The organism is Herbiconiux sp. 320_LB (assembly GCF_059691755.1).
In genome coordinates this window covers 586,899-613,227 of record NZ_JCAWAD010000003.1, presented here as the reverse complement: position 1 = coordinate 613,227, position 26,329 = coordinate 586,899, and the positions used below count along the sequence as shown (strand labels likewise).

Annotated in this window: 20 protein-coding genes; 11 read left to right on the top strand and 9 right to left on the bottom strand. The window is 71.4% G+C overall.

The genetic code is table 11. The features are described from left to right. The first annotated feature begins 85 nt into the window (after positions 1-85). Positions 86-877, top strand: a complete 792-nt coding sequence (locus AC59HU_RS10750) for an SDR family NAD(P)-dependent oxidoreductase (protein WP_497223376.1) — start codon at positions 86-88, stop codon at positions 875-877. 10 nt (positions 878-887) lie between these two features. Here the strand turns inward: AC59HU_RS10750 and AC59HU_RS10745 are convergent, their stop codons facing one another. Continuing rightward, the gene (locus tag AC59HU_RS10745; RefSeq protein WP_497223375.1) at positions 888-2,606 is read right to left on the bottom strand and encodes a RecQ family ATP-dependent DNA helicase; all 1,719 of its coding nucleotides are present in this window, start codon (positions 2,604-2,606) and stop codon (positions 888-890) included. 158 nt (positions 2,607-2,764) lie between these two features. Here AC59HU_RS10745 and AC59HU_RS10740 point away from each other — a divergent pair, with 158 nt between their 5' ends. From AC59HU_RS10740 to AC59HU_RS10725, 4 genes are read left to right on the top strand one after another with little or no spacing between them, the layout of a single operon-like run. After that, complete coding sequence (locus AC59HU_RS10740; RefSeq protein WP_497223374.1) at positions 2,765-3,526, top strand: winged helix-turn-helix domain-containing protein; 762 nt, start codon at positions 2,765-2,767, stop codon at positions 3,524-3,526. Next, complete coding sequence (locus tag AC59HU_RS10735) at positions 3,523-5,073, top strand: MFS transporter (RefSeq protein WP_497223373.1); 1,551 nt, start codon at positions 3,523-3,525, stop codon at positions 5,071-5,073. Before AC59HU_RS10740 ends, AC59HU_RS10735 begins: the two co-directional genes overlap by 4 nt. Positions 5,074-5,129: 56 nt before the next feature. Then, the gene (locus AC59HU_RS10730; RefSeq protein ID WP_497223372.1) at positions 5,130-5,966 is read left to right on the top strand and encodes an ABC transporter permease; all 837 of its coding nucleotides are present in this window, start codon (positions 5,130-5,132) and stop codon (positions 5,964-5,966) included. Further along, on the top strand, positions 5,963-6,742 hold the full coding sequence (locus tag AC59HU_RS10725) for an ABC transporter ATP-binding protein (protein ID WP_218003806.1): 780 nt from the start codon (positions 5,963-5,965) through the stop codon (positions 6,740-6,742). The genes AC59HU_RS10730 and AC59HU_RS10725 overlap by 4 nt, the downstream gene beginning before the upstream one ends. A 24-nt stretch (positions 6,743-6,766) precedes the next feature. Here AC59HU_RS10725 and AC59HU_RS10720 read toward each other — a convergent pair whose 3' ends face one another. Further along, positions 6,767-9,352 (bottom strand): glycosyltransferase, encoded by a 2,586-nt coding sequence (locus tag AC59HU_RS10720; protein ID WP_497223371.1) that lies wholly within the window; start codon positions 9,350-9,352, stop codon positions 6,767-6,769. Between the two features lie 74 nt (positions 9,353-9,426). Here AC59HU_RS10720 and AC59HU_RS10715 point away from each other — a divergent pair, with 74 nt between their 5' ends. Beyond that, the gene (locus AC59HU_RS10715; protein WP_497223370.1) at positions 9,427-10,494 is read left to right on the top strand and encodes a glycosyltransferase family 2 protein; all 1,068 of its coding nucleotides are present in this window, start codon (positions 9,427-9,429) and stop codon (positions 10,492-10,494) included. Positions 10,495-10,564: 70 nt separating this feature from the next. Here the strand turns inward: AC59HU_RS10715 and AC59HU_RS10710 are convergent, their stop codons facing one another. Both AC59HU_RS10710 and AC59HU_RS10705 read right to left on the bottom strand, forming a co-directional pair. Then, entirely contained in the window at positions 10,565-11,038 is a 474-nt protein-coding gene (locus tag AC59HU_RS10710) for a hypothetical protein (protein WP_497223369.1), read from the bottom strand. A gap of 150 nt (positions 11,039-11,188) precedes the next feature. Then, positions 11,189-14,794, bottom strand: a complete 3,606-nt coding sequence (locus AC59HU_RS10705) for a glycosyltransferase (protein ID WP_497223368.1) — start codon at positions 14,792-14,794, stop codon at positions 11,189-11,191. A gap of 125 nt (positions 14,795-14,919) precedes the next feature. Between AC59HU_RS10705 and AC59HU_RS10700 the strand changes: the two genes are divergently transcribed. Beyond that, positions 14,920-17,271: a hypothetical protein gene (locus AC59HU_RS10700; protein ID WP_497223367.1), complete on the top strand. Its 2,352-nt coding sequence runs from the start codon at positions 14,920-14,922 to the stop codon at positions 17,269-17,271. A gap of 74 nt (positions 17,272-17,345) precedes the next feature. Further along, a complete protein-coding gene (locus AC59HU_RS10695; RefSeq protein WP_497223366.1) occupies positions 17,346-18,416 on the top strand; it encodes an NAD-dependent epimerase/dehydratase family protein in 1,071 nt (356 codons plus the stop codon). Positions 18,417-18,519: 103 nt separating this feature from the next. Here AC59HU_RS10695 and AC59HU_RS10690 read toward each other — a convergent pair whose 3' ends face one another. From AC59HU_RS10690 to AC59HU_RS10675, 4 genes are read right to left on the bottom strand one after another with little or no spacing between them, the layout of a single operon-like run. Further along, positions 18,520-18,843 carry a hypothetical protein gene (locus tag AC59HU_RS10690; RefSeq protein ID WP_497223365.1) on the bottom strand — a complete coding sequence of 108 codons (324 nt, stop codon included), beginning with the start codon at positions 18,841-18,843 and terminating at the stop codon, positions 18,520-18,522. Then, complete coding sequence (locus AC59HU_RS10685) at positions 18,840-20,438, bottom strand: DUF2142 domain-containing protein (RefSeq protein WP_497223364.1); 1,599 nt, start codon at positions 20,436-20,438, stop codon at positions 18,840-18,842. Before AC59HU_RS10685 ends, AC59HU_RS10690 begins: the two co-directional genes overlap by 4 nt. Beyond that, positions 20,435-20,818, bottom strand: coding sequence for a DUF2304 domain-containing protein (locus AC59HU_RS10680; RefSeq protein WP_497223363.1), 384 nt, complete (start codon positions 20,816-20,818; stop codon positions 20,435-20,437). The genes AC59HU_RS10685 and AC59HU_RS10680 overlap by 4 nt, the downstream gene beginning before the upstream one ends. Then, positions 20,815-21,552 (bottom strand): glycosyltransferase family 2 protein, encoded by a 738-nt coding sequence (locus AC59HU_RS10675; RefSeq protein ID WP_497223362.1) that lies wholly within the window; start codon positions 21,550-21,552, stop codon positions 20,815-20,817. The genes AC59HU_RS10680 and AC59HU_RS10675 overlap by 4 nt, the downstream gene beginning before the upstream one ends. A 242-nt stretch (positions 21,553-21,794) precedes the next feature. Between AC59HU_RS10675 and AC59HU_RS10670 the strand changes: the two genes are divergently transcribed. Beyond that, a complete protein-coding gene (locus tag AC59HU_RS10670) occupies positions 21,795-23,096 on the top strand; it encodes a hypothetical protein (RefSeq protein WP_497223361.1) in 1,302 nt (433 codons plus the stop codon). 28 nt (positions 23,097-23,124) lie between these two features. Here AC59HU_RS10670 and AC59HU_RS10665 read toward each other — a convergent pair whose 3' ends face one another. Further along, complete coding sequence (locus AC59HU_RS10665) at positions 23,125-24,195, bottom strand: glycosyltransferase (protein WP_497223360.1); 1,071 nt, start codon at positions 24,193-24,195, stop codon at positions 23,125-23,127. A gap of 56 nt (positions 24,196-24,251) precedes the next feature. Here AC59HU_RS10665 and AC59HU_RS10660 point away from each other — a divergent pair, with 56 nt between their 5' ends. After that, positions 24,252-25,544 (top strand): polysaccharide biosynthesis protein, encoded by a 1,293-nt coding sequence (locus tag AC59HU_RS10660; protein ID WP_497223359.1) that lies wholly within the window; start codon positions 24,252-24,254, stop codon positions 25,542-25,544. Continuing rightward, positions 25,541-26,296, top strand: coding sequence for a glycosyltransferase (locus tag AC59HU_RS10655; protein WP_497223358.1), 756 nt, complete (start codon positions 25,541-25,543; stop codon positions 26,294-26,296). The genes AC59HU_RS10660 and AC59HU_RS10655 overlap by 4 nt, the downstream gene beginning before the upstream one ends. Positions 26,297-26,329 lie beyond the last annotated feature (33 nt).

The following is a 26,329-nucleotide window of genomic DNA, read 5'->3' as shown; positions in this document are numbered from 1 at the left end:
AATGGTTGTTCTGGCTGAACAAATCTGTGAAGCTGGGATGAACGCAGCTCAGCGGAGAGCCGCGAACGAGCAACGAGGAGTGTCGATGGAGACGTCCACCGGAGGCCGGACCGTAGTGATCACGGGTGCGAGCGGGGGAATGGGCCGGGAGGCCGCCCACCGGTACGCCGGACTCGGCGACCGGGTCGCCCTGCTCGACGTCGACGGGGGCGTGCTCGCGTCGGTGGCCGAGGGTCTGCGCGGCGAGTTCCCGGACGCCGAGCTGCTCGAGGTGGTCTGCAACGTGGCCTCACCCGAGTCGGTGGATGCGGCGCGGGACGCGGTGGCCGGCTGGTCGGATCGCGTCGACGTGCTGGTGCTGATCGCCGGCGTCGTGCAGAAGGCCGGCCCGATCACCGAGCTGCCGATCGAGGAGTGGGACCGCACGGTGAACATCAACCTCCGCGGCGTCTTCCTGATGGCGCGGGCGTTCATCCCCGACATGCCGAGCCACGCGGGTGCCTCGATCGTCACGATCGGCTCCTGGTACGGCCGCTCGGGTCACGCGCTGTTCTCGGCCTACTGCGCATCCAAGGCCGGCGTCATCAACCTCACCCAGACGATCGCGGGCGAGCTGGCGGAGAAGGGCATCCGCGCGAACGTGGTCTGCCCGGGCAACATCGACACGCAGATGCACCGCAAGGCGCTGGAGGACGAGGCGGCCTCGCGCGGCATCACCTTCGACGAGATGAAGGAGATCGAGTGGGCCAAGATCCCGCTCGGCATCGCGGGCCCGGCGAGCACGATCATCGACGCCGTGGAGTTCCTCTCCTCGGCCAAGGCCTCCTACGTCACGGGGGCGTCGATCGACGTCAACGGCGGGGTGCTGTTCCACTGACCGGCGGAGGCTACTCGCCGCGGAGCAGCTGCTTCTCGGCGATCAGCTCGCGCGAGAGCACGGTGTAGCCCTCCTTCTCGAAGAACACCGTGATCCTGTCGTCTTCGACGCTCACGACCGTGCCGGGGCCGAAGCGCTCGTGCTCGACCTTCTCGTCGACCGCGAACTCCTCGGCCGCCGGTGCGTCGGAGGTGTCGGAGCCCTTCTCCTGCTGCCCCTCCGCCGTCTGCGCCTGCGTCTCGGCGGGGCGAGCGGCCATCGCGGCGAGATAGGCGTCGGCAGCACCGGACTCGCAGCTGTCGCAGAGCTCGCAGTTGTGGTCGGACTGGGCGCCGAAGTAGCCGAGGATGAAGCGGCGCCGGCACTCGCCGGTCTCGGCGAACAGCCGCATCATGTCGATCCGGCTGTGCTCGATGCGGTCGCGCTGCTCCTGCGCCTCCTGCGCGGCCTCGACCAGGGCGGAGACCGGGCGGCCCTGCCACTCGGGGTCGAGCCCGAACGACCCGGCGGTCTCCACGACCGCGCCGGCCTCGATCAGGAGGTTCAGCTGCTGGGTCGCCGATCTCGGCGAGACCCCGGTCCCTCCGGCGAGTTCGGCGATCTCGAGCGGCGCCTCCGCCTTCTTCAACGCCGTGCCGATCGCCGCGAGCTTGGTCGGGCTCGGCGTGGAGGTCGCGAAGAAGCTGCGCAGCCCCAGGTCTTCCTCCCGGTAGAACAGCACCGCACCGGCCGGCTCGCCGTCACGGCCGGCCCGGCCGATCTCCTGGTAGTACGCGTCCACCGACTCGGGGATCGACTCGTGCACGACGAAGCGGATGTCGGCCTTGTCGATGCCCATTCCGAAGGCCGAGGTGGCGACGACGACATCGACCTCGCCGGCGTGGAACTCGTCGTAGACCGTCTTCTTCTCCTTCGCCGGCATCGTGCCGTGGAAGGCGCGGACCCGGTGGCTGCTGCTCGCGGCGATCGCCTCGGCGACCTCCTCGGCGTCGCGGCGGGTGGCGACGTAGACCAGCCCGGGGGCCTCGAGCCCGGCGACCCGGTCGAGCACCTCCTGCCGCTTCTCCGACTCGTGCTGGTGGCGCACCACGGCCAGGTGCAGGTTGGGGCGCTCGAAGCCGCTGACCTGGATCTCGGGATCGCGGAGCCGCAGCTTCGCCACGATGTCCTCGCGCACCGGCGCCGAGCCGGTCGCGGTCATCGCCACGGTGACCGGATGACCCAGGTCGTCGATGATCTCGCCGAGCCGCAGGTAGTCGGGCCGGAAATCGTGCCCCCACGCCGAGACGCAGTGCGCCTCGTCGACCACGAACTGGGTGACTCCGCGGGCACTGAGCCGTTCGCGCACCTCGGGCTTGACCAGCTGCTCGGGGGCGAGGAAGACGACCGCGGTCGTGGCACCCTCCAGGGCGGCCCAGGAGGCGGCGTTCTCGTGCTCGGTGCGTGAGGAGTTGATGGCGACCGCGGTGAGGTCGGCGCCCGAGTCGACCAGGTGCTGCACCTGGTCCCACTGCAGGGCGATCAGCGGGGTGACCACCACGGTGAGGCCGCCGAGGGTGAGCGCGGCGAGCTGGTAGATCGCCGACTTGCCGTGCCCGGTCGGCATCACCGCCAGCAGGTCGTGGCCGGCGAGGACGGCGGCGACCGCCTCCTCCTGGCCCGGGCGCAAGGAGTCGAACCCCAGGGCGACCGCGGCCTCGTGGAGGGCCGTCTTCTGCCGAGTCGCCATGGTGCACCTTCCGTCGTGGACTTCGCGGTCCACCGTACCGAGGTCCTCCGACACCGCGACCCGGGTGCGGGGGTCGCCCGGTTCTGGTAGTGCGCTCGTCCATCGCGGGAGCGTGCACACTACTTGTGCACAGAAACTGTGCATGAGAGGATCGGGGAATGGGCGACGAGACGTACACCGGCATCCGACTCGACGAGCGGGCCGTGCGCGTGCTCGCGCATCCGTTGCGCTCGCGCATCCTCGGGCGACTGCGGGTCGACGGGCCAGCCACCGCGACCGAGCTCGCCGCCGCGCTCGACTCGAACACGGGCGCGACGAGCTATCACCTCCGGGCGCTCGAGGGGGTCGGGCTCGTCACCGACACGGAGGAGGGTGTCGGCAAGCGCCGGCTCTGGCGGGCCTCGAGCGATTTCCACACCTGGACCGACTCGGACTTCGCCGGCGACGAGGATGCACAGACCGCCCTCGGCTGGCTGCAGCGCGACTACCTGCGGCAGTTCGCCGCCCGGGCCGAGCGCTGGCAGGACGCGGCGGCGAACTGGCCGGCCGAGTGGGTCGACCTGCTCGGCCTGTCGGACACCTTCGTGACCGTGACGCCCGCGCAGCTGCAGGGCTTCCGGGCGGAGCTCGAGACGCTCTTCGACCGCTACCGCACGATCGGGGCGGGCGATCCGGCGGCCCGGCGCATCCACGTCACCACCCACGCCGCCCCCATCGACACTGCTCCGCCCGCGCCCGCGTCGGCGCCCCCGCAGCCCGCCGCAGCACCCCCACAGGTGGACCCCGCCCCGCCCGCGCTCGCGTCGGCGCCCCCGCAGCACGATGCCGTTGCCGCGCGGCCCAGCGCCGTGCCTCAGCAGGCCGATGCCGTGCCCGCGCGGGTGGATGCCGTGCTCCCGCAGGCGGACGGCGCGCCGTGAGGCCGCCGCTGACCGCGCGTCAGGCCGAGCGGCGGTTCGTGCTGCTGACGGCCACGCGCTGGTTCCCCGTCGGGGTGGTCTTCGGGCTGACCGTGCTGCTGCCCCTCGAGCGTGGCCTCTCGCTCCCGCAGGTCGGGGTGCTGCTCGCGGTGCAGGGCTTCGTCGTGCTAGGCCTCGAGCTGCCGACGGGCGGCGTCGCGGATGCGCTGGGTCGGCGGCCCGTGCTGGTCGCGTCCGGTGTGCTGGCCGTCGCATCGGCGCTGCTGATGGTGGTGGCGTCCGGGTTCTGGATGTTCGCGGTCGCGATGGTGCTGCAGGGAGTGTTCCGGGCGCTCGACTCGGGCCCGCTCGAGGCCTGGTACGTCGACAGCGCGCAGGCCGACGACCCCGGAGCCCCGATCGAGCGCGGTCTCGGCCGGGCCGGCGGCACGCTGGGGGTCGCGATCGCAGTGGGTGCGCTGGCGGGCGGCGGACTCGTGGCCTGGCATCCCGTCGCCGGCGCTTCGGCGCTCGTCCTCCCGTTCGTGGTGGCCACCGCCCTCTTCGCCCTGCACGCCACCCTCGTGGCCCTCCTGGTCCGCACCCCCGCCCCCGCCCGAGCCCAAACCCCCGCCCTCGCGCGCCCCCGAACCCCCACCCTCGCGCGCCCCCGAACCCCCACCCCCACCCCCACCAAAACCCGCACCCCCACCGAAACCCCCACCCCCACCTCGCCGAGAAGTCACCTTGACGTCCAAAACGGGGATCTTGGACGTAAAGGTGACTTCTCGGCGAAGTGGGCGCGCGGGGCCAAGTGGGCGCGCGGGGCGTGGGGGCGCGGGGCCAAGGGGGCGCGCGGGGCGCGGGGGCTCGGGGCGGCTCGGGCGGTGGGGGAGGGGGTGCGGCTGCTCGGGCGGTCGCGGGTGCTGCGGTGCCTCGTGCTCGTCGAGGTGTTCTGGAGCGTGGCGATGATCGCGTTCGAGACCCTGACCCCGGTGGGCCTCGCGGGCTTCCTCGGTGGCGAGGACGCGGCGGCGGCACTGTTCGGCCCGGTCTCCGCCGCGGCCTGGGGGCTGTTCGCCCTGGGAGCCCTCCTCGGCTCCGGGCTCGGCCGCCGCATCGGGGTCGCGCGCGCCGCGATCGTGACGCGCCTGCTCAACGGCGGCTTCGTCATCCTGATGGGGTTCGCGCTCGGGCCGGTCGGGCTGGTGGCCGGCTACGGGCTCGCCTACCTCACCCACGGTGCGGCGGGGCCGCTGCACAGCACCCTGCTGCACCGCGAGGCGAGCGCCGCGACCCGCTCGGTCGTGCTGTCGATCAACTCGATGATCTCCGGCGGCAGCTACAGTCTCGGGCTGCTCGTGCTGACCCCGCTCGCCGCGACCGCCGGCACCGGCATCGCGTTCGTGGCCGCCGGCGCCTTCAGCCTGATCGGCGCGCTGCTCTACCTGCCGGCGGTCGGCCGCGAACGCGCGCTCCGGGCGCCGACCCCCGCATCCGCCGCCACCTCCACCGCCGCCTCCACCGCGGCCCCGACCGCGCCCTCAGGCTTCGTGCGGAGAGATTAGGCTAGATTGGTCTGCGGTCATGCGCCCGTGCGTGAACCGTAGGCGACTGAGGACGAATGGGATATCTGAAAGAAGTCTTCGCTTCGAGGGAACTCCTGGCGAACCTGACCCTTCGCGAAGTCCGCGGCCAGTACAAGCGCACCATCTTCGGTCAGCTCTGGTCGCTCGCGAACCCGCTCGCGGCGATGGTCGTCTACACCTTCGTGTTCTCGTTCATCTTCCGCATCCAGCCCGATGCCGGTGACCCCAGCGGTCTGAACGTCTTCGCCCTGTGGCTGCTCTGCGGCCTCCTGCCGTGGACCTTCTTCTCCAACGTGATCAACTCCGGCATGGGGTCGCTCCTGATCAACGCGGGGCTGGTGCAGAAGGTCTACTTCTCGCGCATCGTGCTGCCGCTGTCGTACGTCGGGTCGATCGGCTTCAACTGGCTGTTCGAGATGGCCGTGCTCGTGATCGCGCTGAGCATCGCCGGCGCCTTCGTGCTGCCGTGGATCCCGCTGATGCTCCTGACCATGGTCATCCTCGCGGTCTTCGCGACCGGTGTGGCGCTCATGCTCTCGGTCGCCAACGTGCACTTCCGTGACACGCAGTACTTCGTGAGCATTCTGCTGCAGATCTGGATGTACCTCACCCCGATCGTCTACCCGATCAAGCTCGTCGCGACCCAGTCGGACGAGATCGGCGGCCTGTTCGGCAGCAACATCACCCTGCTGGACGTGTACCAGATCAACCCCATGGAGCGCTTCGTCTCCGTGTTCCGCCAGATGCTGTACGACAACCGCTGGCCCGACCCGAACGACTACCTCACCATCGTGATCTGGGCGCTCGTCTCGCTGGTCGTCGGCGTGCTGGTCTTCCGGCGCAGTGAGAAAGGACTGGCTGAACTCCTGTGACCGATCAGAAACTCGCGGTGCGTGTCGACGACATCAGCAAGCGCTTCCGCCTCTACAAAGAGCGCAACCAGACCCTCAAGGCCACCGTCATGCGCGGTCGCCGCTCGGTGCACGAGGACTTCTGGGCCCTTCGCGACGTCTCCTTCGACGTTCCCGAGGGCTCGACCTTCGGCCTGATCGGCAGCAACGGATCGGGCAAGTCGACGCTGCTCAAGTGCCTCGCCAAGATCTACTACCCCGAGAAGGGCAGCATCACGCCCTACGGCAAGGTGGCAGCGCTGCTGGAGGTCGGTTCCGGCTTCCACCCCGAGCTCTCCGGGCGCGAGAACATCTTCCTGAACGGATCGATCCTCGGCATGAGCCGCAAGGAGATCCTGTCGAAGTACGACGAGATCGTCGAGTTCTCGGGCGTGAGCGAGTTCATCGACCAGCCGGTGAAGAACTACTCCTCGGGCATGTACGTGCGCCTGGGCTTCTCGATCGCGATCCACGTCGACCCGCAGATCCTCGTCGTCGACGAGGTGCTGGCCGTCGGTGACGCCGAGTTCCAGGACAAGTGCCGCCGCAAGTTCTCCGAGTTCCGCGACAAGGGCCGCACGGTCATCCTGGTCAGCCACTCGATGGAGATGGTGCGCGAGATGTGCGACCACGCCGCGTGGCTGAACAAGGGTCAGCTGGTCGCGTCCGGCGAGGCCGACCCGACCATCCAGGCCTACCTCGACTCCCTCGGCGAGGCCGGGGAGCGCGAGGGCGGCCACGGAGGCCAGGCGGCCTGACCCGCCCGACGACCTTTCGGGCCGCTACTTCGACGCGCGGGACGACGCCAGGCGCGAGGTGATCTTCTCACGCAGCATGGGCACGCCGCCGTCGAAGACGTAGAACCGGGCGAGCGCCAGGTCGCGGCGGAAGCCGTGCCGGCGCGACGCGATCCGGTGGAACTTCTCCTCCTTGGTCAGCGGCCCCGAGAACGTCGGATGCTCGGCCACGCGCCCCAGGCGACCGCGGGAGCGGCCGGTGGAGGCGCCGGAACCCGGCCCGCCGCCGATCAGCTCGAGCGCCCGGTCGGGGGCGGGCTCCGGGTGACGGGCGAACTCGAGCAGCGGCTCGAGCACGCGCTCCCAGGTGAAGTCCTCCCGCACACGGGAGACGTTGGCGCGCGCCTCGGCGGCGGCCTCCGGGTCGTAGAGCACCTTCTCGAGCGCGTCGGCCAGCGCCTGCACGTCGCGCTCGGGCACGGCGACGCCGAGGCCCTCCGCGGCCACCAGGTCGCCGAACGAGTCGCCGCCGGTCGTGACGATCGGCAGCTTCGCCCAGAGGTAGTCGAGGATGCGGGTGCGGAACGAGAAGGTCGTCTCGATGTGGTCGTAGTGCGTCGAGACACCGGCGTCGGCCTCGAGCAGGTAGTTCTGGCGGTCGTCGAGATCGACCCAGGTCTGGTTGAAGAAGACGTTCTTGTCGGTGAGTCCGAGCTCGGCGGCGAGCTGCCGGGTCTGCTGCACGACCGCCATCTCGGGCACATCCGGATTCGGATGCGTGACGCCCAGGAAGAACAGCCGGATGTCGTCGTGCGTCTCGGCCACCTTGCCGACCGCGCGCACCAGGGTGAGCGTGTCGAACCAGTTGTAGATGCCGCCGCCCCAGATCACGATCTTGTCGTTCTCGCCGATGCCCGGCACGACGCCGCGGAGCGCCTTCCGGGTCTTCACGGGGGGCGTGGAGTCCATACCGAAGGGCGCGAGCGTGATCAGGCCGTCGAGCTTGTCGTCGGCGGCGTAGTTGTCGGGGTTGACCCGGCCGAGCGCGGCGAGCTGGCCGAGCCAGAACAGCCGCTGCCGGTCGGAGGCGCAGAGGAAGAAGTCGCCCCGCGCGAGCTGCTGGTTGAGTACCTCGGTCGCCGAGGAGACCTGGTGGTTCCAGCGCGCCGCGCCGTGCTCCCGGCCCTGCTCGAGCTGCTCGAGGTGCATCGGGTCGTAGATGTCGACGACCATGACCTTCTTCGAGGCCTGGAGGGTCGTGAAGTGGTACAGGGCGTAGCCCTGGAAGAAGATGACGTCGGCCCACTCCTCGTGCACCCGCATCTGCCGCTCGTTCTGCAGGTCGACGTGGTGCACCTCGAAGGCGTCCGACTCGCGGGCCGCGCGGTTCCAGGTCACCAGCCGCACCTCGTGCTCGGCCGAGAGCGCCTCGCTGATCTTCCAGGCTCGCAGCCCCGGGCCCGCCATCTTCGCGCCCAGGGCGTCGCCGGTGATGACGAGGATGCGGGTGCGCTGCGTCGCCTGCTGGATGCCGAGACCGGACACCACGGCCTCGTAGCCGTCGAGGAAGCCCTGGTCGAAGTTCAGCGGCGAGAAGAAGCCCTCGAAGAGCCGGAACATCTCGGTGTCGGTGCGGGTGCGCGTCGACTGGATCTCGGCGCGCGCGGTCTGCAGCGTGGGCAGCTCGGCGACGAACTGGTCGACGCCGTAGACGCTGGAGAGCACGCCCTTCGGGGTCGGGGCTTCGGCGGCGAGCTCGTCCGGCCCGCCGGCATTGCGGATGTCGAAGGCCTCGGAGTCGACCTTGCCGTTGGCGATCGCGCGTCGCGAGGAGAGGGCGAGGGCGCCGGCGAGGAAGCGGCCGAGGTTCTCCTCGCCGATGTTCTTATAGAGCACCATCAGCGAGTTGCGCTCGAGCAGGTACTCCTCGCGGTACTCGCCGAACGACTTCATCGAGCCGTGGTGCTTGTGCCGCACGACCGAGTCGGGGGCGAACCGCACCCGGTAGCCGCGGAGGTTGAGCCGCCAGCCGAGGTCGACGTCGTCGTAGAACATGAACAGGCGCTCGTCGAAGCCGCCGAGCTCGGCGAACACGGTGCGGCGCACGAACAGGGCGGAGCCGGTGCCGAAGAGGATGTCGCGGGGCACGTCGAACTCGGGTCGGTCGGCGCGGCCCAGGTTGGGCTTGAAACCCATCCCGAACCAGGTGAGGCCCGGGCCGACGAAGTCGACCGCGATGCCGTCCCAGTCGAGCACCTTGCTGCCGACGGCGGCGACCGCGGGGGACACGTCGAACTGGGCCAGCGCGGCGGTGACCCAGCCCGCATCCGGCTTCGCGTCGTTGTTCAGGAAGGCCAGGAACTCGCCCTTGGCCGACTTCGCTCCGAGGTTGCAGCCGCCGGTGAAGCCGAGGTTCTCGGCGCTGGTGACGATGCGCACCTGCTTCTCGTCGGCGAAGGCGGTGGTCAGGCGGGCGAGGCTGTCGTCGCCCGAGCCGTTCTCGATCACGAGGATCTCGAGCTTGTCGGCCGGGAAGTCGACGGCGAGGGTTTGGCGGACGCACTCGATGGTGTCGTCGGCACCGCGGAAGTTGATGATCACGACCGAGACGGAACCGGTGGAAGAGAACATGCGTGAGGCTCCGAACGTATGAGGTGGGGCGGCTCGTGGCCTTCCTCACTATAGCCAAGTAGCATCGAGGGATCGTGGCAGCCGCATCAGACCGTTCCCGAGCCAGCGTGATCATCGTCAACTGGCGGCAGCCCGAGCTGACCGCGCGGGCGGTCGAGTCGGTGCTCGCCCAGAGCACCTCGTTCCCGGTCGAGGTCGTGATCGTGGAGAACGAGGGCACCCCGGAGTCGGCCGCGGCGCTCCGTGCCCGCTTCCCCACGGCGGTCGTCGTGCTCAACACCGCCAACGAGGGTTTCGCGGGCGGGGTCACCAGCGGGATCGCCGCGGCGTCGGGCGAGGCGCTCGTGCTGCTCAACAACGATGCCGTCGCGCTCCCCGGCTTCCTCGAGGCCGGCGTCAGCCGACTGCTCTCCGGGCCGGGACGCGTCGCCGCGGTCGCCGCCCGCGTGGTGCTCGAGGGGCGGTTCGTGCCGGACCAGGCGGGCCCGTTGCGCGGCGTGGACGGCGCGCGCTGGTCGCCCGCCGACGACGGCGAGGAGCTGCTCAACAGCACCGGCGTCGTGCTCACCCGCTCGGGCAACTGCTACGACCGCGACTGGCTGCGGCCGGTGGCCTCGGGCGGGCGCCTGGGTCCGGACGGACGGGCGGATGCGGGCGAGGCCGAACCGCCGCCCTTCGCCTTCACCGGCGGCGCGGTGTTCCTCCGCGCCTCGGCGGTCGCGGCGCTCGGCGGCTTCGACACCCGCTACTTCATGTACTACGAAGACGTCGACCTCTCCTGGCGCCTGCGACTGGCCGGTCACGAGATCGTCTACGAACCCGGTGCCGTGGTGCGCCACCGGCATGCGGGCTCGAGCGACCACGACTCGCCGCTCATCCGCTCGTACAGCATGCGCAACCGCACGCTCACGATGCTGAAGAACGCGCCGCTCGGAGCCGCTCTCGCGGTCGTGCTCCGCTCGGTGGTGCGGGCCGCGCTCGACTTCGGGCCGAGGCGGGCCGACCCGTACCTGGACCGCGCCGGCTGGCGGCTGTACGCCGGGTCGCTGCGGCGGTTCGCCCCGGCCCTCCTCCGCGCCCGGCGCTCCACGAGCGCGCGCGAGCGTCGTCGGGTGTTCGGGCTCTTCGCCCAGGCCGGCTGAGCCGGCTGCACGGCCAGGCCGGCTGAACGGCACCGGCCGGCTGAGCCGCCGCGCCGCGCCGCCCCTCCGCTCAGAGCGCGGGGGCGACCTGCACGTTCGGCGAGGCCGGCTCGCCGTCGATGTAGCAGACCTGCTGTCCGGCTCCGGATGCGCGGGTCACCGGGATCACGACGAGCCAGTACCCGGGCCCCGACTGGTCGACCCGGCTCTGCCCCACCGGCGAGTACGCCGAGATCGGGTTCGCGGGGTCGGCGTCGGGAGCGTCGACGCAGGTCTGGTAGACGCTCTCGGTCGTCCACTCGTCCGAGGGGGCGGGATCCTGGCCCTCGGCCGGCGGCAGCGGAGTGTACGTCGGCTCGGAGGTCGCCGTCGGAGCCGGGGTGGGTGTCGCCGACGGGGTCGGGCTGGCCGATCGGGTCGCCGTCGCGGTCGACTGACCCACGGGCGTGACACCCCCGCTCGTGTCGGGGCCCACACAGCCGGTGAGCAGGACGACGGCGGCCACCGAGGCGGCCGCACCGAGAGAGAGCCAGAACGTGCGCACGGAAGGATGCTAAGCGAGTGGGCGCCGCGCGGGGGTCAGACTCTCCGGGCCGCGACCCGATCGTGACCGAGCGGAGTCCGCATCATCGCCCGCCGCCCGCCGCCCGCAGCGCAGGAGCGCCGGCACCGCCGAGGCGCCGGCGAACGCCCCTCAGCGCTCCCCGCCGGGCCGCAACCGCCCCGGCAGTCCGCGGAGCGTCGCCACGGCCGTGCCGAGGGTGCCCCGCGCCGCGCGCACCCGGGCGGCGACGTTGTCGACCACGACGAGCGCCTTCCGCTTGCTGGTGCGGTCGATGTAGTGGGCGGCCTCGGCCAGGTACTCCTCGGTGCGTGCGCGATAGACCGACACCGCGCGGAAGTGCGCCATCCGCGCCCGCAACCGGTCGAGGTCGACCGGTCGCTCGAGCTCGGCCAGCACGACGTCGAGCAGGTCGGCGTTGTAGGCGTCGAGCGTGCGCACGGTGCCGGGGGTGGGCGCGATGCCCTCGCCCGCCTTCGACGCCGAGGCCTCGACCACGGCGGCCAGCTCGTCGAAGCGCGCGAAGAAGTCGGCCGACTCCTCGAGCCCGAGACCGGTGACCACCTCGTGGGCCACCTCGGTGTCGAACAGCACCACGCGCTTGCCGTGGCGCGCCGCCTCGGCGACCGGCAGCCCGAAGCCCTCGTAGCAGGAGGGGAAGACCACGAGCCCGGCGCCCTCGTAGAGCTCGGCGACCTGACGGTCGGAGAGGCTGCCACCCGGCACCGGCACGACGTCTCCGCCGTCGTCGAGGTCGTCGCTGCCGAAGACAACGACCGTGCGGCCCTGCCCGCGGAGCGCGGCGGTGGCCGCCGGGAGCTGCTTGTGGGCGAAGACGTTGCCGACCACCAGCACGTACCCGGGGGTGGAGACCGCGCGGGCGTAGCGCTCGGAGACCGCCGAGGCGCCCCGGCCGGCCCGCAGCACGGGAACCGACGGCGCGCCCTGGTGCACCACCGTCATCCGCGACCGGGCATCGGCCGGGAGGTCGGGGAAGAGCGCGACCGTGTCGTGCACCGTGGCCTCGCTGATCACCACCGTGCGGTCGGCGAACCGGAACGCGTCCCTGAGCACCTCGCGCCGGGCGATGTCGTTCTCGAGGATGGTCAGGATGCGCGCCCCGATCACGTCGAGGTGGGTGTTCACCCAGCGGGCGCAGAGCCGGTTGAGCTTGATGATCTGGTTCTCGTCGGTGATCGGCACGAGGGCGAGCCCGAGGTCGAACAGCTCCTCGACCGACTCGTTCCACAGCGTGCGGAAGCCGTACTGGCCGAGGTCGAAGAAGGCGACGGCCTCCTTGGAGGAGGAGAGCACGAACTCGACGTCGAGCTCGCCGCGCCGGGTGCGTTCGGCGAGCAGCCCGAGGAACGACAGGGCGTTGCGGGAGGTGCCGTCGTAGCGCAGCGTCAGCTGGTGCAGGTCGATCAGCACGCGCTTGTGCGGGTCGGCGCCGTCGAGGAAGTCGGCGAACCAGTCCACCGCATCCATCTCGAACCGCAGGTAGTCCTCGATCGCCTTCTCGAAGTAGGGGTACCGCTCGCGCACGATCGCCGCGTTGCGGTCGATCAGCCGCTGGGTGTCGATCGAGCTCTCCTCGAAGCTGCGCGAGCCCTCGTGGATGACGTAGGCGTGGTTGGCGAAGAGCGCCGAGTAGCCGAACCGGTTGATCCGGAGGCAGTAGTCGTTCTCCTCGCTGTAGCCCGGGTTGAAGACCTCGTCGAACAGGCCGTAGTCGCGCACGACCGAGCGCTTGACCAGGAAGCAGAAACCGATCGCCACGGGGGAGACGGTGTAGCGCGGCAGCTCGTCGACCAGGGCCGCGTACTTGCGGAGCGAGTGCTCGATGTCCTCCGGGCCGCGGTGCGGCCGGGAGACGAAGGGGAAGGAGGCGGTGGTGCCGTTGTTGGTGCGCGGGCAGACGACGCCGTGCTTCTCGGCGAGGTTCAGCACGGCCTGCATCTCGCCGACCGCGCCCGGTGTCAGCCGGGCGTCGCTGTTGAGCAGCAGCACGTCGCGCTCGGAGTCGTCGAGCTCGAACACGGCGCGGTTGCAGGTGGCGCCGAAACCGAGGTTCCGCGGGTTGCGCTCGTACCGGGCGTGCGGGCGATCCGCGATGAGCTCGAGCACCCGCGCTTCGAGCAGGTCGGCCTCGGGGCCCAGGTCGTTCACCACGAGCAGGTGGTTGCGGTCGAGTTCACCGTGGTCGAGCACGCTCTGCAGGCAGTTCTCGAGCGAGTCGAGGTCGCCGTAGACGGGCACCACGATCGTGAGCGGGGGCACGACGGCGGATGCGGCAGTCGTCTCGGCGGCGGCGGCGGTCGCGGCCGGATCGGCCACCGCCCGCCGGCTCGCGGCGAACTGCGCCAGCGTCGACTCCAGGCTCGGGTTGCGCTCGGCGGTCCACTCCCGGCGCCACAGCTCGGCGTCCTCCGGCAGGGTCAGCCAGTACTCGGCGAGGTGGGGGAGCTTGGGGGTGCGCGGCGCCGTGCGGGCCACCTCGCCGATCGCCTCGATCACCGGGCCGAGCGGATGGCGCGACGCGATCGCGGCGGCGTCGGCGGGCGCCGCGGCGGCGTGCGCGGCGAGCAGGTCGCGGTCTCCGGCGTACCGGGCGATCGCCTCGACCAGGGCGTCGACCGGCCCCTCGAGCGCGTCCGCGTCCGCGGGCTCGTCGACGACGAAGCCCGAGTGCCCGTCCGCGATCAGCTCGCGGGTGCCGCCGACGCCGATGCCGACCACGGGGGTGCCCTGTGCGAGGTACTCAAGCGTCACGCGTCCGAAGGCCTCGCTGCGGGAGAGCATCAGCGCCACGTCGGCCGCGTCGACGAAGGGGGCCGGGTCGGCCCGGTAGCCCTCGAACGCGATCCGGTCGGCCACCCCGAGCGAGCGGGCGGCGGTTTCGAGGTCGTGGAGGTACTCGGGATGATCGTGCGGGCCGACCACGGTCAGCCGGGCGTCGATGCCGCGGTCGCGCAGACCCGCCAGGGCCCGGATCGCGAGGTGCTGGCGCTTGGCGGGGCCGACGACGCCCACCATGACCAGCGAGAGCGGAGCGGTCGGGTCGGCGGAAGAGCCAGACGCGACCGACGAGTCGGCCGAGCCCGGAACGCCGGCCGAGCCGGCGACAGCCGCATCGCCCGCGTCCCGCCCCGGCGGCCCGAGCGCATCCAGGGCCACCTCGGGGTACGCCACCAGGATCTCGCGCCCCGGCAGGAACCGGGCGGCGTGGTCGCGCACCGCCTCGGAGTTCGCGACCACGAGGTCCGAGAAGAAGCCCGCGTCCTCCCAGGAGGCTTCGGCGCCGATGCTGAACGAGAGGCCGTGGTCGAGGTCGCCGAACTCGCGGGCGATCCACACGTGCGGGGTTCCGGTGATCGCGGCGGCGACCGCTCCCCAGGGGTTCACGATCGAGTTCGTCACGACCACGTCGGGCCGGGTCTCCCGGATGCGGTCGGCGATGGCGAGGACCGCCTTCGCGTCGCGGGTGTCGTTGAGCACGCGGTTCTCGCCCGCCCGGTAGAGCGAGGGCAGGGCCCAGGGCCAGAAGTCGACCGCGAAGACCGACCAGCCGCGCTCGCGGATGCTGTCGGCGAGCAGGCCCGTGGCCGATGCCGTGACCACCTCGAGCTCGAGACCGGGTTCTGCCGTCGTCCAGGCGTCGCCGAGCGTGAGGAGGGAACGTTCCGCGCCCCCCAGCACGGATTCGGACTTGCTGTGGTTGACGAGCAGGGCGCGCATCCGTCAAGGGTATCGAATCCGTCTCGACACCCGCCTGTCGAGGGCAGAGTATGGCGTCCGAACCCTATATTGAGGTCGACCGATCGATTTATGGGGAAACACGGAGCGACATGGCTGCACATCGGATGTTCAGGACCATCGCGCTCGCGATCGCCATGGTGGTCGCGGCGAGCGGACTGGTCTACAGCGTCAGTGCGGCCCCCGCCCCGGCGGCGGTCGCGGCTCCCGGTGGCACCTTCGATCCCTCGAACATCATCAGCGACACCCAGTTCTTCGACTCGGGGTCGATGAACGAGCAGGGCATCCAGAACTTCATCCAGAGTCAGAACTGCACGCCGCGCGACGGCGTGCCCTGCCTCAAGGACTACCGCGAGAGCACCCCGACCAAGGGCGCTCAGGGGGCCGGCCACTGCACCCAGTACACCGGCGCCGCCTCGGAGAGCGCCGCGCGCATCATCGCGAAGGTCGCGGTCGCCTGCGGCATCAGCCCCAAGGTGCTGCTCGTGCTGATGCAGAAGGAGCAGTCGCTCCTGACGAACCCGAGCGCCTACGGCTACGAGCGCACGATGGGCTGGGGCTGCCCGGACACGGCGGCCTGCAACTCCCTCTACTTCGGCTTCTTCAACCAGGTCTACCGTTCGGCCTGGCAGTTCCGTGAGTACACGGTGAACCCCGGCGAGTGGCGCTACCGGGTCGGCAGCACCTACGTGCAGTACCACCCGAACGCCGACTGCGGCGGCACGACGCTGAACATCAAGAACCAGGCCACCGCGAACCTGTACAACTACACGCCCTACCAGCCCAACGCCGCCGCGCTCGCGAACCTCTACGGCACCGGCGACGGCTGCTCGGCCTACGGCAACCGCAACTTCTGGCGGATGTTCTGGGACTGGTTCGGCTCACCGGTCGAGCAGTCCCCGATCGGCAGCGTCGACGTGCTGCAGGCGGTCCCCGGCGGCGTCGGGATCTGGGGCTGGGCCCTGGATTCGGACACCTCGAACCCCATCCAGGTGCAGGTGAACCTCAACGGCAACTACCTCACCACCGCGACCGCCGACGCGGTGCGCACCGATGTGGGCCAGCGCTACGGCCTCGGCAACAACCACGGCTTCGCGCTGAACGTGCCGGTGCCCGCCGGCGTGCAACGGATCTGCGTCTGGGGCATCAACGTCGGCTCGGGCCGCAACATCGAGTTCGGCTGCTGGACCGTGACGGTCGGTGGGGACCCCACCGGTTCGATCGACACGATCGTGCAGCAGCCGGGCGGCTTCGCCGTCTTCGGCTGGGGGCTCGACCTCGACACCGCCTCGCCGATCACGATGCAGGTGAACGTCGACGGCCGCTACGGCGGCCAGGTGCTGGCGAACGGCTCGCGCCCGGACATCGCCGCCCGCTACCCCGGCTTCGGCGACAAGCACGGCTTCAACCTGATCGTGAAGACCTCTCCCGGCCCGCACCGCATCTGCCTCTGGGGCATCAACACCGGCGGCGGGCAGAACAAAGAGGTGCAGTGCATCGACGTGACCCAGGGCGGCGCGCCGATGGGCCAGGTCGAGGTGCTGAACCAGGAGTCGCCCGGCACGATCACGGCCTACGGCTACGCGCTCGATCCGGACACGGTCGACCCGATCGACATCCAGTTCAACCTCGACGGCAACTACCTGACGACCATGAAGGCCGACAACAAGCGCACGGGCCTGGGCATCCTCGACGCCTACGGGTCGAACCACGGGTTCATGAACAAGCTCACCGTCCCGGCGGGCAAGCACACGATCTGCCTCTGGGGCATCAACGTCGCCTCGGGCCAGAACCGCGAGCTCAGCTGCAACGTGGTGGAGATCGGCGGCTCGCCGACCGGGGCCATCGAGAACATGGTGCAGAGCTTCGGTCAGATCTCGGTCTACGGCTGGAGCTACGACAAGGACACGGCCGACCCGATCGGCGTGCAGATCAACGTCGACGGCAAGTACGGCGCGAGCGGCACCGCGAACGCCGGCCGAGCAGACCTGAAGGACAAGAGCATCCCCGCCGCCTGGGGGGTCAACCACGGCTTCGGCGTGACGACCCAGATCTTCCCCGGTACCCACACCATCTGCGCCTGGGGGCTGAACACGGGCTACGGCTCGAACAACGCCTTCGCCTGCATGGACACGACGGTCAGCGGCAACCCGCAGGGCAAGGTCGAGTACATCGGCCCCTTCGGCAACAACCTCGGCGTCTACGGCTACGCGGCCGACCCCGACACCGGCGCCTCGATCGACGTGCACGTCTACCTGGACGGCGCCTTCGCCGGAGCGACAACCGCCAACGCGGGTCGCACCGACCTGGGCGGCGTGTTCCCGGCGGCCTGGGGCACGAACCACGGCTTCGGCGTGCAGTTCCCCGCCTCACCCGGCACCCACCAGATCTGCGCCTACGCCATCAACCAGTACATCGGCGACAACAGCCTGCTGGGCTGCTACACCGTCACGAAGTAGCGGGGCGCCCGTACTACAGTGGTGGCTTGGCCGCGACCCGGCCCCGATCACGAAACACGAAAGAAGCGCATCACATGCCTGATCTCTCCCAGTACCGCGTCGTCGTCACCGGAGGGGCCGGCTTCATCGGATGCGCCCTCTCCCAGCGCCTGGCCGGCCAGGTCGGGCGGTGGGTCGTGATCGACTCGCTGCACCCGCAGGTGCACCCCGTGCAGGAGCGCCCCGCCGACCTGCACGAGGCCGCCGAGCTCGTGGTCGGCGACGTGACCGACCCGGCCGTCTGGGATGCGGTGCTCGCCGACATCCAGCCCACCATCGTGTTCCACCTGGCCGCCGAGACCGGCACCGCGCAGTCGCTCGACGAGGCGACCCGCCACTCCCACGTCAACGTGGTCGGCACGACCCAGATGACGGATGCGCTGGGTCGCCACGGCATCGTGCCCGAGCGCTTCTTCCTCTCCTCCAGCCGCGCGGTCTACGGCGAGGGTGCGTGGCAGAAGGGCGACGGCGAGGTATTCTACCCCGGCCAGCGCTCGCACGCGCAGTTCGAGGCCGGTCAGTGGGACTTCCCGGACGCGACCCCGCTGCCCTCGATCGCCTCCCGCACCGTGCCGGCGCCGACCAGCGTCTACGGCGCCACCAAGCTCGCGCAGGAGCACGTGCTGGCCGCCTGGGTCAACGCGCGCGACACCTCGCTCACGGCCCTCCGCCTGCAGAACGTCTACGGCCCCGGCCAGTCGCTGTCGAACCCCTACACCGGCATCGTCTCGCTCTTCTCGCAGCTGGCGATGAAGGGGCAGAGCGTCCCGATCTACGAGGACGGCCGGATCACTCGCGACTTCGTCTACATCGACGACGTGGCCGACGCCTTCGTGGCGGCGCTCGCGAAGCCGGCCGAGCCGGGCGTGCTCGTGCGCGACATCGGCTCGGGAGTCGGCACGACCATCCTGCAGCTCGCCGAGTCGATCGCCCGCTTCCACGGCGCCCCCGAGCCGCACATCACCGGCAAGTACCGCGACGGCGACGTGCGCCACGCCGAGTGCTCGATCGAGGACACGCTGGCCACCTTCGAGTGGACCCCGGAGTGGGACGTCGACCGCGGCGTCGCCGGTCTGCAGGAGTGGATCGCGGCCCAGCAGGCCTGATCCGCGGAGAACCCGACCCGTCACCGGCTTCCCGGTGGCCGCTCACGCAGAAGGCCCAGGACGGTGACGTCCTGGGCCTTCGTCGTACCGGCGTGCGCCCGTGCTAGGACTGGCCGCCCACGGGGGGCTCGCCGACGAACTCGTGCGCCTCGCGGGCGAGTTCGGGCCAGAGCTCGAGGTCGCGGATGGTCACCCAGTCGCGGAGCTCGTGGCCGCCGCCGGTGAAGCCGAAGGCCTGACCCCGCTCGCGCAGGTCGGTGGCGCGCGCCTCGGGCAGCTCGACGACGAGAGCGTCGCCGTCCAGGAACGCGAACAGCTTGCCGTGCACGAGCAGGCCGTCGGGCGTGACGGCCACGCCGTCCTCGTCGCTCAGCTGGAGGACGAGGGCGTCGTACGCCTCGGTCGTCTGGGCATCAACCATGGTCATGACCTTTCATCGGAGAGTGCCGGTGCGCGGTCGCGCCCGGCGAGGACGACGGAGACCGCGAAGGCGGCCGCCGTGAGGGCGAACAGGACGACGAGCGGCACGACGCCCACGGGGGGCGCCCAGGCCTGCGGCTCGACCATCAGGGCCCAGTCGACGCTGTAGCCGACCGAGAACCGGCGGAGGGTGGTCGCGAACGACCAGACGACCCCGATGGTCCACAGGGCGCCGACGGCCCAGGGCAGGATGCGCAGCACCCGGGCGAGCACCCGGCTTCCGCCAGCGGCCTCCTCCCGACGCCGGAACCGCTCGGAGGAGGCGATGCAGGCCGCCATCGAGATCAGCAGCGCCATCAGCAGCACCAGCGTGTACCGCCCCTGCCAGATGTAGCCGCCGCGCGTGACGTACGCGGCCTGGATGAGCGGGGGGAGGAAGAAGAACAGCAGCGCCAGGACGACCACGTACACCAGGGCGCGCCCGCGCACCCAGAGTGCGGTGCCGACCACGAGCAGGGCGAACAGCAGGTAGGAGATGTAGTAGACCGGCGGGCTCAGCGGGGTGTCGAGCCAGCCGAGGATGCCGACCATCTGGCGCAGCTGCGGGTAGAACATCCCGATCAGTCCGAAGAAGCCCTGAACCGGGGTGAGGCCGACGCCCGGGGCCGTCGAGACGACGTCGGGGCCGGTGCTCGGGCCGGTGCCGAGGGTGTTGGTCGAGACGGTCCACCAGGCGCTGAAGGCGGCGGCCGCGGCGATCAGCACGATCGAGACGATCACGACCGGGCGGCGCAGGAGCGCGAGGATCGCGCGGCCGCGCAGCAGCACGAGCGGCGTCAGCAGGAGCAGGGCGACCCAGAGCGGCGAGATGCCGCGCGTGTTCGCGACGAGCGCCGAGGCCACGACGACGAGCGCGAGGCGGGAGCGCAGCAGGCGCTCCTCCGGGTGCAGGACGATGCCGAGCATCCCCGTGACGATCGCGAGCCCTCCGGTGAACTCGAGCGCGTTGGGGTTGACCGTGCCCAGGAGGTAGACGGCGATCGGGGTGAGACCGATCAGCACCCCGAGGGCCGGCAGCCGGCGGCGCGGCCAGGCCCCGATCATCCAGAAGCAGGCGGCCACGAAGAAGGAGCAGAGCACGGCGCTCACGATCCGCATCCCATAGATGCCCGCATCGTCGGGGGAGAGGAGCGAGGGCCAGCCCACGAGCAGGTAGTACACCGGGTCGTAGAGGCTGGCCGAGGAGTACGACTCGACGAGGGCTCCGGGATCCCCGGTGAACGCGGGGGCGCAGGTCGCCGCCGTGTCCCCCTGGAAGGCGAAGCAGCTCTGCTGGTACTCGAAGGCGAGCGCGGCTGGCACGCGCAGCACGCCGCCCTCCGGGATCATCGACGACGGCACGAACTCGCCGCGCACCACGGAACCGGCCTTGACCACGTGCGCCGGCTCGTCGGGCGAGCCGCCGATCGGGGTGGCGAGGGCCCAGAGCGCGCTGAGCAGCGACAGCAGCAGCCAGGGCAGCACGAAGAGGATCAGAACCGACCGGGGGCGGGCGGGCGCCGTCGTCGTGCGGGCCGGGGAACCGGGTGGTGCGAGGGTCATGGGTTCCTTTTGGGGCCGAGCGCCTCGGCGAGCGAGCGTTCGAGCTCCTTGATGCGGAGCTCCTGCAGGGCGACGGCCTCGGCGAGGGTGCGGGTCTCGCTCTCGAGTTCGGTGAGCTCGCCCGAGTGCTGGATGGAGACGAGGAACAGCACCGCGATGCTGAGGAAGAAGACGAGGTTGATCGGAACGGTGACGCCCAGCCAGCCCGCGACGATCCCGAGCAGGTTCGGGAAGATGCCGATCACCAGGGCGATCAGCCCGGCCCCCAGCCACCAGATCGCGTGCCGCTCGCGGAGGTGGCGACGGCGCAGCGACTCGATCACCACCCCGAGCGTGAAGAGGGCGGCGACGATGCCGAGGATGTAGACGGCGAGACTCATCCCGCGGCGACCGGCTTCGGAACGAGGACGGGCGGGCGGATGAGGGCGACGAACAGGGCCATGCCCGCCCGCCCCAGGTAGACGGCCGCCTTGTACGGGTTGTGCGAGGGCACTCCACCGGCACGCGGTCGCATCGCGACCGGCACCTGCGCGACGGAGAGCTTCGACCTCGAGGCGATCACGAGCGACTCGACCGTGTCGCCGAGGTATTCGGAGGGGTAGTGCTGGGCGAACAGCGCGACGGCCCGCGGCCCGCTCGCGCGGAAGCCCGAGGTGGTGTCGGTGAGCATGGTGCCGGTCAGCCGGCTCAGGATGCCCGAGAGCGCGCGCATCGCCCAGCGACGGGGCCCGCGGACCGCGTACTCGCCCACGCCCGCGAACCGGGCGCCGAGCACGAGGTCGTAGCGGTCGAGACCGGCCAGCAGCTCGGTGACGCCGGCCGGGTCGTGCTGCCCGTCCGAGTCGACCTGCACGACGTTGTCGAAGCCCTTGGCGAGCGCGTACTTGAAGCCCGCGCGCATGGCGCCGCCGACCCCGAGGTTGATCGGCAGGCGGAGCACCGTCGCGCCGGCGGCCTCGGCGCGGCGCGCGGTGTCGTCCTCGGAACCGTCGTCGACGACCAGGCAGTGCACGCCGGGGAGCGTCTCGAAGACCTCGCGCACGACGGCGCCGACGGCCTCCTCCTCGTTGAACGCGGGCATCACGATGAGCGTGCGTTCGAGGGCGGCCGGCATGCCCCCCATCATAGCCACGGGGCCTCGCGCGGCCCGGCGGACGCACCCGCCCGCCGAGTGCCCGCGCGGCTCGGCGCACGCACCCGCCGGGGAGGGTGCTCTATCGTGTCAGCAGAGGGAGCCAGGTGACGCCGGACGAGACAGGGTCGAGCACGCAGGTGCGGGATCCGGGCGCGCCCGGCGGGCGGCCCGGCCAGGGATCCGGCGATCGGCCTGGGCCCCTTTCCGGCCCAGGCGTCCTGATGGCCCGGATCGCCGCCTTCATCCGCCGGCACGAGGGGCCGACGGCCGTCGTGCTCGGTCTCGTGGCGGCCGTGCTGGGTTTCCTCCGCATCCCGTGGCGCGACGGCAACGTGGTCTGGGCCGAGGACGGCGCGATCTTCCTGCGGGAGCGGCTCGACGGCGGCCCCTTCGCACAGTGGTTCACGCCCTACGACGGGTACCTGCACCTGGTGCCGCGGATCCTCGCCGACCTCGCCGTGAGCGTGCTGCCGATCGAGCGCTACGCGATCGGGATCACGGCGCTCGCCTGCCTGGTCGCCGGGGGAGTCGGCGCCCTGGTCTACGTCTGCTCGCGGGACGTGATCGGGTGGCTGCCGGCCCGCATCGCGCTGGGCTTCGTGGCGGTCGCCCTGCCGACGGTGACTTTCGAGGTGCTGGGCAACGCGGCCAACGTGCACGGCATCCTGCTCTGGCTCGCGCCCTGGCTCCTGCTGGTGAGGCCCCGGTCGCGCGCGGGGGCCGTGCTGCTGGGGGTCGCGGCGCTCGTGGTCGGGCTCACCGAGATCCAGGCCGCGGTGGTGCTCCCGTTCGTGCTCTACCGCTGGCGCGACCGGCTCGGGTTGCCGGTGCGTGCCGGCCTCGCGCTCGGCATCGCCGCGCAGCTGCTGACGACCGTGCTGAGCCCGCGGACCGGTCGCGACGGCGCGTGGCCGGACGCCTGGTCGACCTTCCTCGGCTTCGTGGTGAACGCGGTCATCACCCCGTGGGCCGGGCCGGGTCGCGCCGCGACCCTGGTCGTGCACCTGGGATCGATCGTCGCCGTGCCGGTCGCGCTCGGCGCGCTGGCCCTGCTCGCCCTCGCGCTCTGGTGGGGTCGGCGCCCCGAACGGGTCGCCGCCGTGATGCTGGCCTGGAGCGCGGTCGTCGTCTGGACCGCCGGCTTCACGCTCAACCCGAATCCGCAGTTCTTCTACGGCGGCTACTCCGACGAGGCCTGGGGCGGGTACGGGGTGCTCCGCTACGGCGTCGCACCGGGCATGTTCGTCGCCGGGATCGTGCTGATCCTCCTGGCGGTGCTCCGTCGTCGCGGGATGCGGGTGGTGCCGATCGTCGTGCTGGTGGCCGGCGTGCTGCTGGCCGCGTTCCAGATCACGACCGTGACGACGACGCAGCGGCAGGGCGGACCCAGCTGGCCCGTCACCGTGCAGGAGCTCGAGGGGCAGTGCGCGGTCGCCGATCCGCCCGACGAGCTCGCGATCCCGATCCAGCCGTCGGGCTGGTTCGCCGAGGTGCCCTGCGAGGTGCTCGAGCCCACGGGCTGAGCGGGCGGCCCCGCAATCGGTTCCCGGGTCAGCCCAGGCGACGTTCCAGGCGCTCCGGGATGCGGCCGCCGCGGCCGCGCCAGCCGTCGCGCACCCCGACCGCCATCGCCGTGAGGCGGCGGAGGCGCTGCGGTGCGAAGGCGAGCACGATCAGGCAGTGCCGGAGGTCGGCGAGCGTGGCGCCCAGCATCCAGCGCCGGTTGCGCGGGCCGTGCATCCGGTTCAGCAGGATGCGGTTGCGGAGCAGGTAGTAGTAGCGGAACGGCGCCCCGACGACGAGCTCGAGCCTCTCGCCGCCGATCGAGACCGGGCGGCCGGCGATCGTCGGCGTGAGTCGGCTGCCGAGCCGGTGGCCGAGCGTGGCCCCGGCCGAGAGCACGGTCTGGCGACCCAGGCGGGCCACCCGCATCCCGTAGTCGGTGTCGACGCCGTCGATCACCAGCTCGCGGGTGAAGTCGCCGACGTCGCGGACGGTCGTGACCGGGATCAGCAGCCCCGACTGGATCGGCGTGCGGGTGACCGGGAAGCCGCGGACGGAGCCGCTCGCGACGGAGGGGAGACCCTCGACCTGCGCCGGCGCGACGAGGCCGACCGGCACCCCGGCGGCCTCGGCGGCCCGCGCGGTGTCGACCAGGGTCTGGAGGAAGTGCTCGTCGATCGAGGAGTCCTGGTCGAAGGTCGCGAACCAGTCCGGCGCCTCGTCGGGGCCGACCCAGGCGACCGCGAGACCGGTGTCGAGGGCCGCGGCGATGCCGCTGTTGCGCTCGTGCCGGATGACCTCGGCCCCGGCGTGCGCGACCGCGTCGAGCACGGCATCCGCCGAGGGGCCGCTCCCGTCGTCGACCACGACGACGTAGCCGGCCTGGTCGACCAGGGAGTGGACGAGGGGGAGCAGGGCGTCGCCGGGGTGGAACGAGGTCACGATCGCGGCGACCCGGTCGCGCAGGGGGCGCTCGGCCGGGGCCGGGGCGGCCTCGGATGCCGGTTCGGGTTCGGGTTCGGGTTCGGGTTCGATCGTGATCGTCTGTTCCGGCTCGGCCGCGTGCCGGGGCTCGTGCCGGGGAGACTGCTCGTCGTCGGGGTTCTCGTTCGGGTTCACGGGAGCCTTTCTGGCCCCCGGACCATCCACGGGGGCGACTACTATGCTTGCACTCTATGACCGACGCGGCACCGCCCACCATCGGTCGGCGGTCCTTCGTGGGCGTCGGCGCGGCGTCCTTGATCTCCGCTCTCGCGGGCTTCGCGGTCGTGATCATCGTGCCGAAGATGCTCTCCATCCCGGACACGAGCACGTTCATGGCGTTCTGGTCGTTCCTGTTCGCCTGGTTCGGGATTCTCGGCGGACTCTCGGCTGAGAGCACCCGTGCGGTGCACGCGAGCGACCGCCTCCCCGGGCCCGCCGACTCGCGCCGCGAACCCCGGATGCTCGTGGTCGGCCTCGCTGTCGGTCTCGGTGTCGGCGTGCTGCTCTGGGCATCGAGCCTGGTCTGGGCGCCGATCCTCCTGGGTGACTCGTTCGCGTTCCTCGCCCTCCCGCTCAGCTGCTCGATCGCCCTGTTCTCCGGGCACGCGACCATCGTCGGCATCCTCGGCGGCCGGCTGCAGTGGTCGACCTACGCCCGCCTGGTGATCGGCGACTCGCTGCTCCGGATCGGCCTGATCGTGGTCGCGGCGCTGGTCGCCGCCTCGGTCGCGGGCTTCGCCGTCGCCGCGAGCGTCGCCTCGGTGACCTGGTTGATCGGCCTCGCCTTCTCGCCCGTGCTCCGGCAGGCCGCCGGGGCGCGCGCCGACGTAGGGCTCAGAGTCTTCCTCTCCCGCATCGGGCACGCCTGCCTGGCGTCGGGCGCGAGCGCGGTGCTGGTCGTCGGCTTCCCCGTCATCCTCAGCCTGACCTCGAGCACCGAGGCCTACGCCGCGGCCGCCCCGCTGCTGGTCGCCGTGACCTTCACACGTGCGCCGCTGCTCATCCCGCTCAACGCCTACCAGGGCGTCGCGATCGCCCACTTCGTCGCCAACCGGCAGGCCGGGGTGCGCGCGCTGGTGCCGGTGGCCCGGCTGATCGTGCTGATCGCTGCGGTCGGGGCGGTGCTGGGGGCGCTGCTCGGCCCGTTCCTGTTGACCCTGGTCTACGGCCCGACCTACGTCGTCGGGCCCTGGACGATCGCGGGCCTCGTGCTGGCGGCCGGGATGCTCGCGATCGTCACGCTCACCGGTGCCGTCTGCCTCGCGGTCGACCGCCACCGCGCCTACTCCGCGGGCTGGATCGCCTCCACCGTGCTCGCGATCGTCATCCTCCTGCTGCCCCTCGACCTCGAACTGCGGGCCGTGCTGAGCCTCCTGATCGGGCCGGTCGCCGGGCTCGTCATCCACCTCGCCGCCCTCCGCCGCGACCGGGCCGACACCGACGCGGGTGCGCCGGCCGCCACGGAGCCGGGGGAGGCGCGGTGAGCGGCGAGATCCGCGCCAGCGTCTGCATGGCCACCTACCGCGGTGCGGCCTACGTCGCCGAGCAGATCGAGTCGATCGTCGCGCAGCTCGGGCCCGACGACGAACTCGTCATCGTCGACGACCGGTCGCCCGACGACACCGTGGCCACGATCATCCAGACCGTCGCCCGGCTGGGGGAGTCGCGGGTCCTCCTGACCAGCACCGATCGCAACCTCGGCTACGTGCGCGCCTTCGAGACGGCCATCCGCCGGGCCCGAGGCCGCTACGTCTTCCTCTCGGACCAGGACGACGTCTGGACCCCGGGGCGCCACGAGGCGATGATCGAGGGCCTGCGGTCGTCGCTCGTCGTCGCGGGCAACCACTCCATCCTCGGTCGCGACGGGGCGCGTCTGTGGTACCCGCCGCTCCGCGCGGCCGGATCGCGGCGGCACCTCGCGAACCTCTTCGCCGTCCTGATCGGCTACCGGCCCTACTTCGGCTGTGCCATGGGGTTCCGGCGCGAGGTGATCGCCGACGGGCTGCTGCCCGTGCCGGGGTTCGTCGTCGAGTCGCACGACATCTGGATCGCGATCACCGGGAACGTGCGGCGCAGCATCCGTCACCTGGATCGCGTGGTGGTCGAGCGCCGCCTGCACGACGCGAACCAGACCCCCCTCGGCATCCGGGGCCTCGGCACGATCCTCCGCGCCCGAATGATGTTCGTCAGGATGATCGCCGAGGCCGTGCGTCGCGCCCGCGCGGCGAAGGGCTAGCCCGCGACGGCTCGTCGGGTCCGGCCGTCTCCG

What these genes read in the sequence shown, in the direction of transcription:
- AC59HU_RS10750 (WP_497223376.1), top strand. Translation starts at nt 86, where the DNA reads ATGGAGACGTCCACCGGAGGCCGGACCGTAGTGATCACGGGTGCGAGC.
- AC59HU_RS10745 (WP_497223375.1), bottom strand. Translation starts at nt 2,606, where the DNA reads ATGGCGACTCGGCAGAAGACGGCCCTCCACGAGGCCGCGGTCGCCCTG.
- AC59HU_RS10740 (WP_497223374.1), top strand. Translation starts at nt 2,765, where the DNA reads ATGGGCGACGAGACGTACACCGGCATCCGACTCGACGAGCGGGCCGTG.
- AC59HU_RS10730 (WP_497223372.1), top strand. Translation starts at nt 5,130, where the DNA reads ATGGGATATCTGAAAGAAGTCTTCGCTTCGAGGGAACTCCTGGCGAAC.
- AC59HU_RS10720 (WP_497223371.1), bottom strand. Translation starts at nt 9,352, where the DNA reads ATGTTCTCTTCCACCGGTTCCGTCTCGGTCGTGATCATCAACTTCCGC.
- AC59HU_RS10705 (WP_497223368.1), bottom strand. Translation starts at nt 14,794, where the DNA reads ATGCGCGCCCTGCTCGTCAACCACAGCAAGTCCGAATCCGTGCTGGGG.
- AC59HU_RS10700 (WP_497223367.1), top strand. Translation starts at nt 14,920, where the DNA reads ATGTTCAGGACCATCGCGCTCGCGATCGCCATGGTGGTCGCGGCGAGC.
- AC59HU_RS10695 (WP_497223366.1), top strand. Translation starts at nt 17,346, where the DNA reads ATGCCTGATCTCTCCCAGTACCGCGTCGTCGTCACCGGAGGGGCCGGC.
- AC59HU_RS10690 (WP_497223365.1), bottom strand. Translation starts at nt 18,843, where the DNA reads ATGACCATGGTTGATGCCCAGACGACCGAGGCGTACGACGCCCTCGTC.
- AC59HU_RS10685 (WP_497223364.1), bottom strand. Translation starts at nt 20,438, where the DNA reads ATGACCCTCGCACCACCCGGTTCCCCGGCCCGCACGACGACGGCGCCC.
- AC59HU_RS10680 (WP_497223363.1), bottom strand. Translation starts at nt 20,818, where the DNA reads ATGAGTCTCGCCGTCTACATCCTCGGCATCGTCGCCGCCCTCTTCACG.
- AC59HU_RS10675 (WP_497223362.1), bottom strand. Translation starts at nt 21,552, where the DNA reads ATGCCGGCCGCCCTCGAACGCACGCTCATCGTGATGCCCGCGTTCAAC.
- AC59HU_RS10670 (WP_497223361.1), top strand. Translation starts at nt 21,795, where the DNA reads ATGGCCCGGATCGCCGCCTTCATCCGCCGGCACGAGGGGCCGACGGCC.
- AC59HU_RS10660 (WP_497223359.1), top strand. Translation starts at nt 24,252, where the DNA reads ATGACCGACGCGGCACCGCCCACCATCGGTCGGCGGTCCTTCGTGGGC.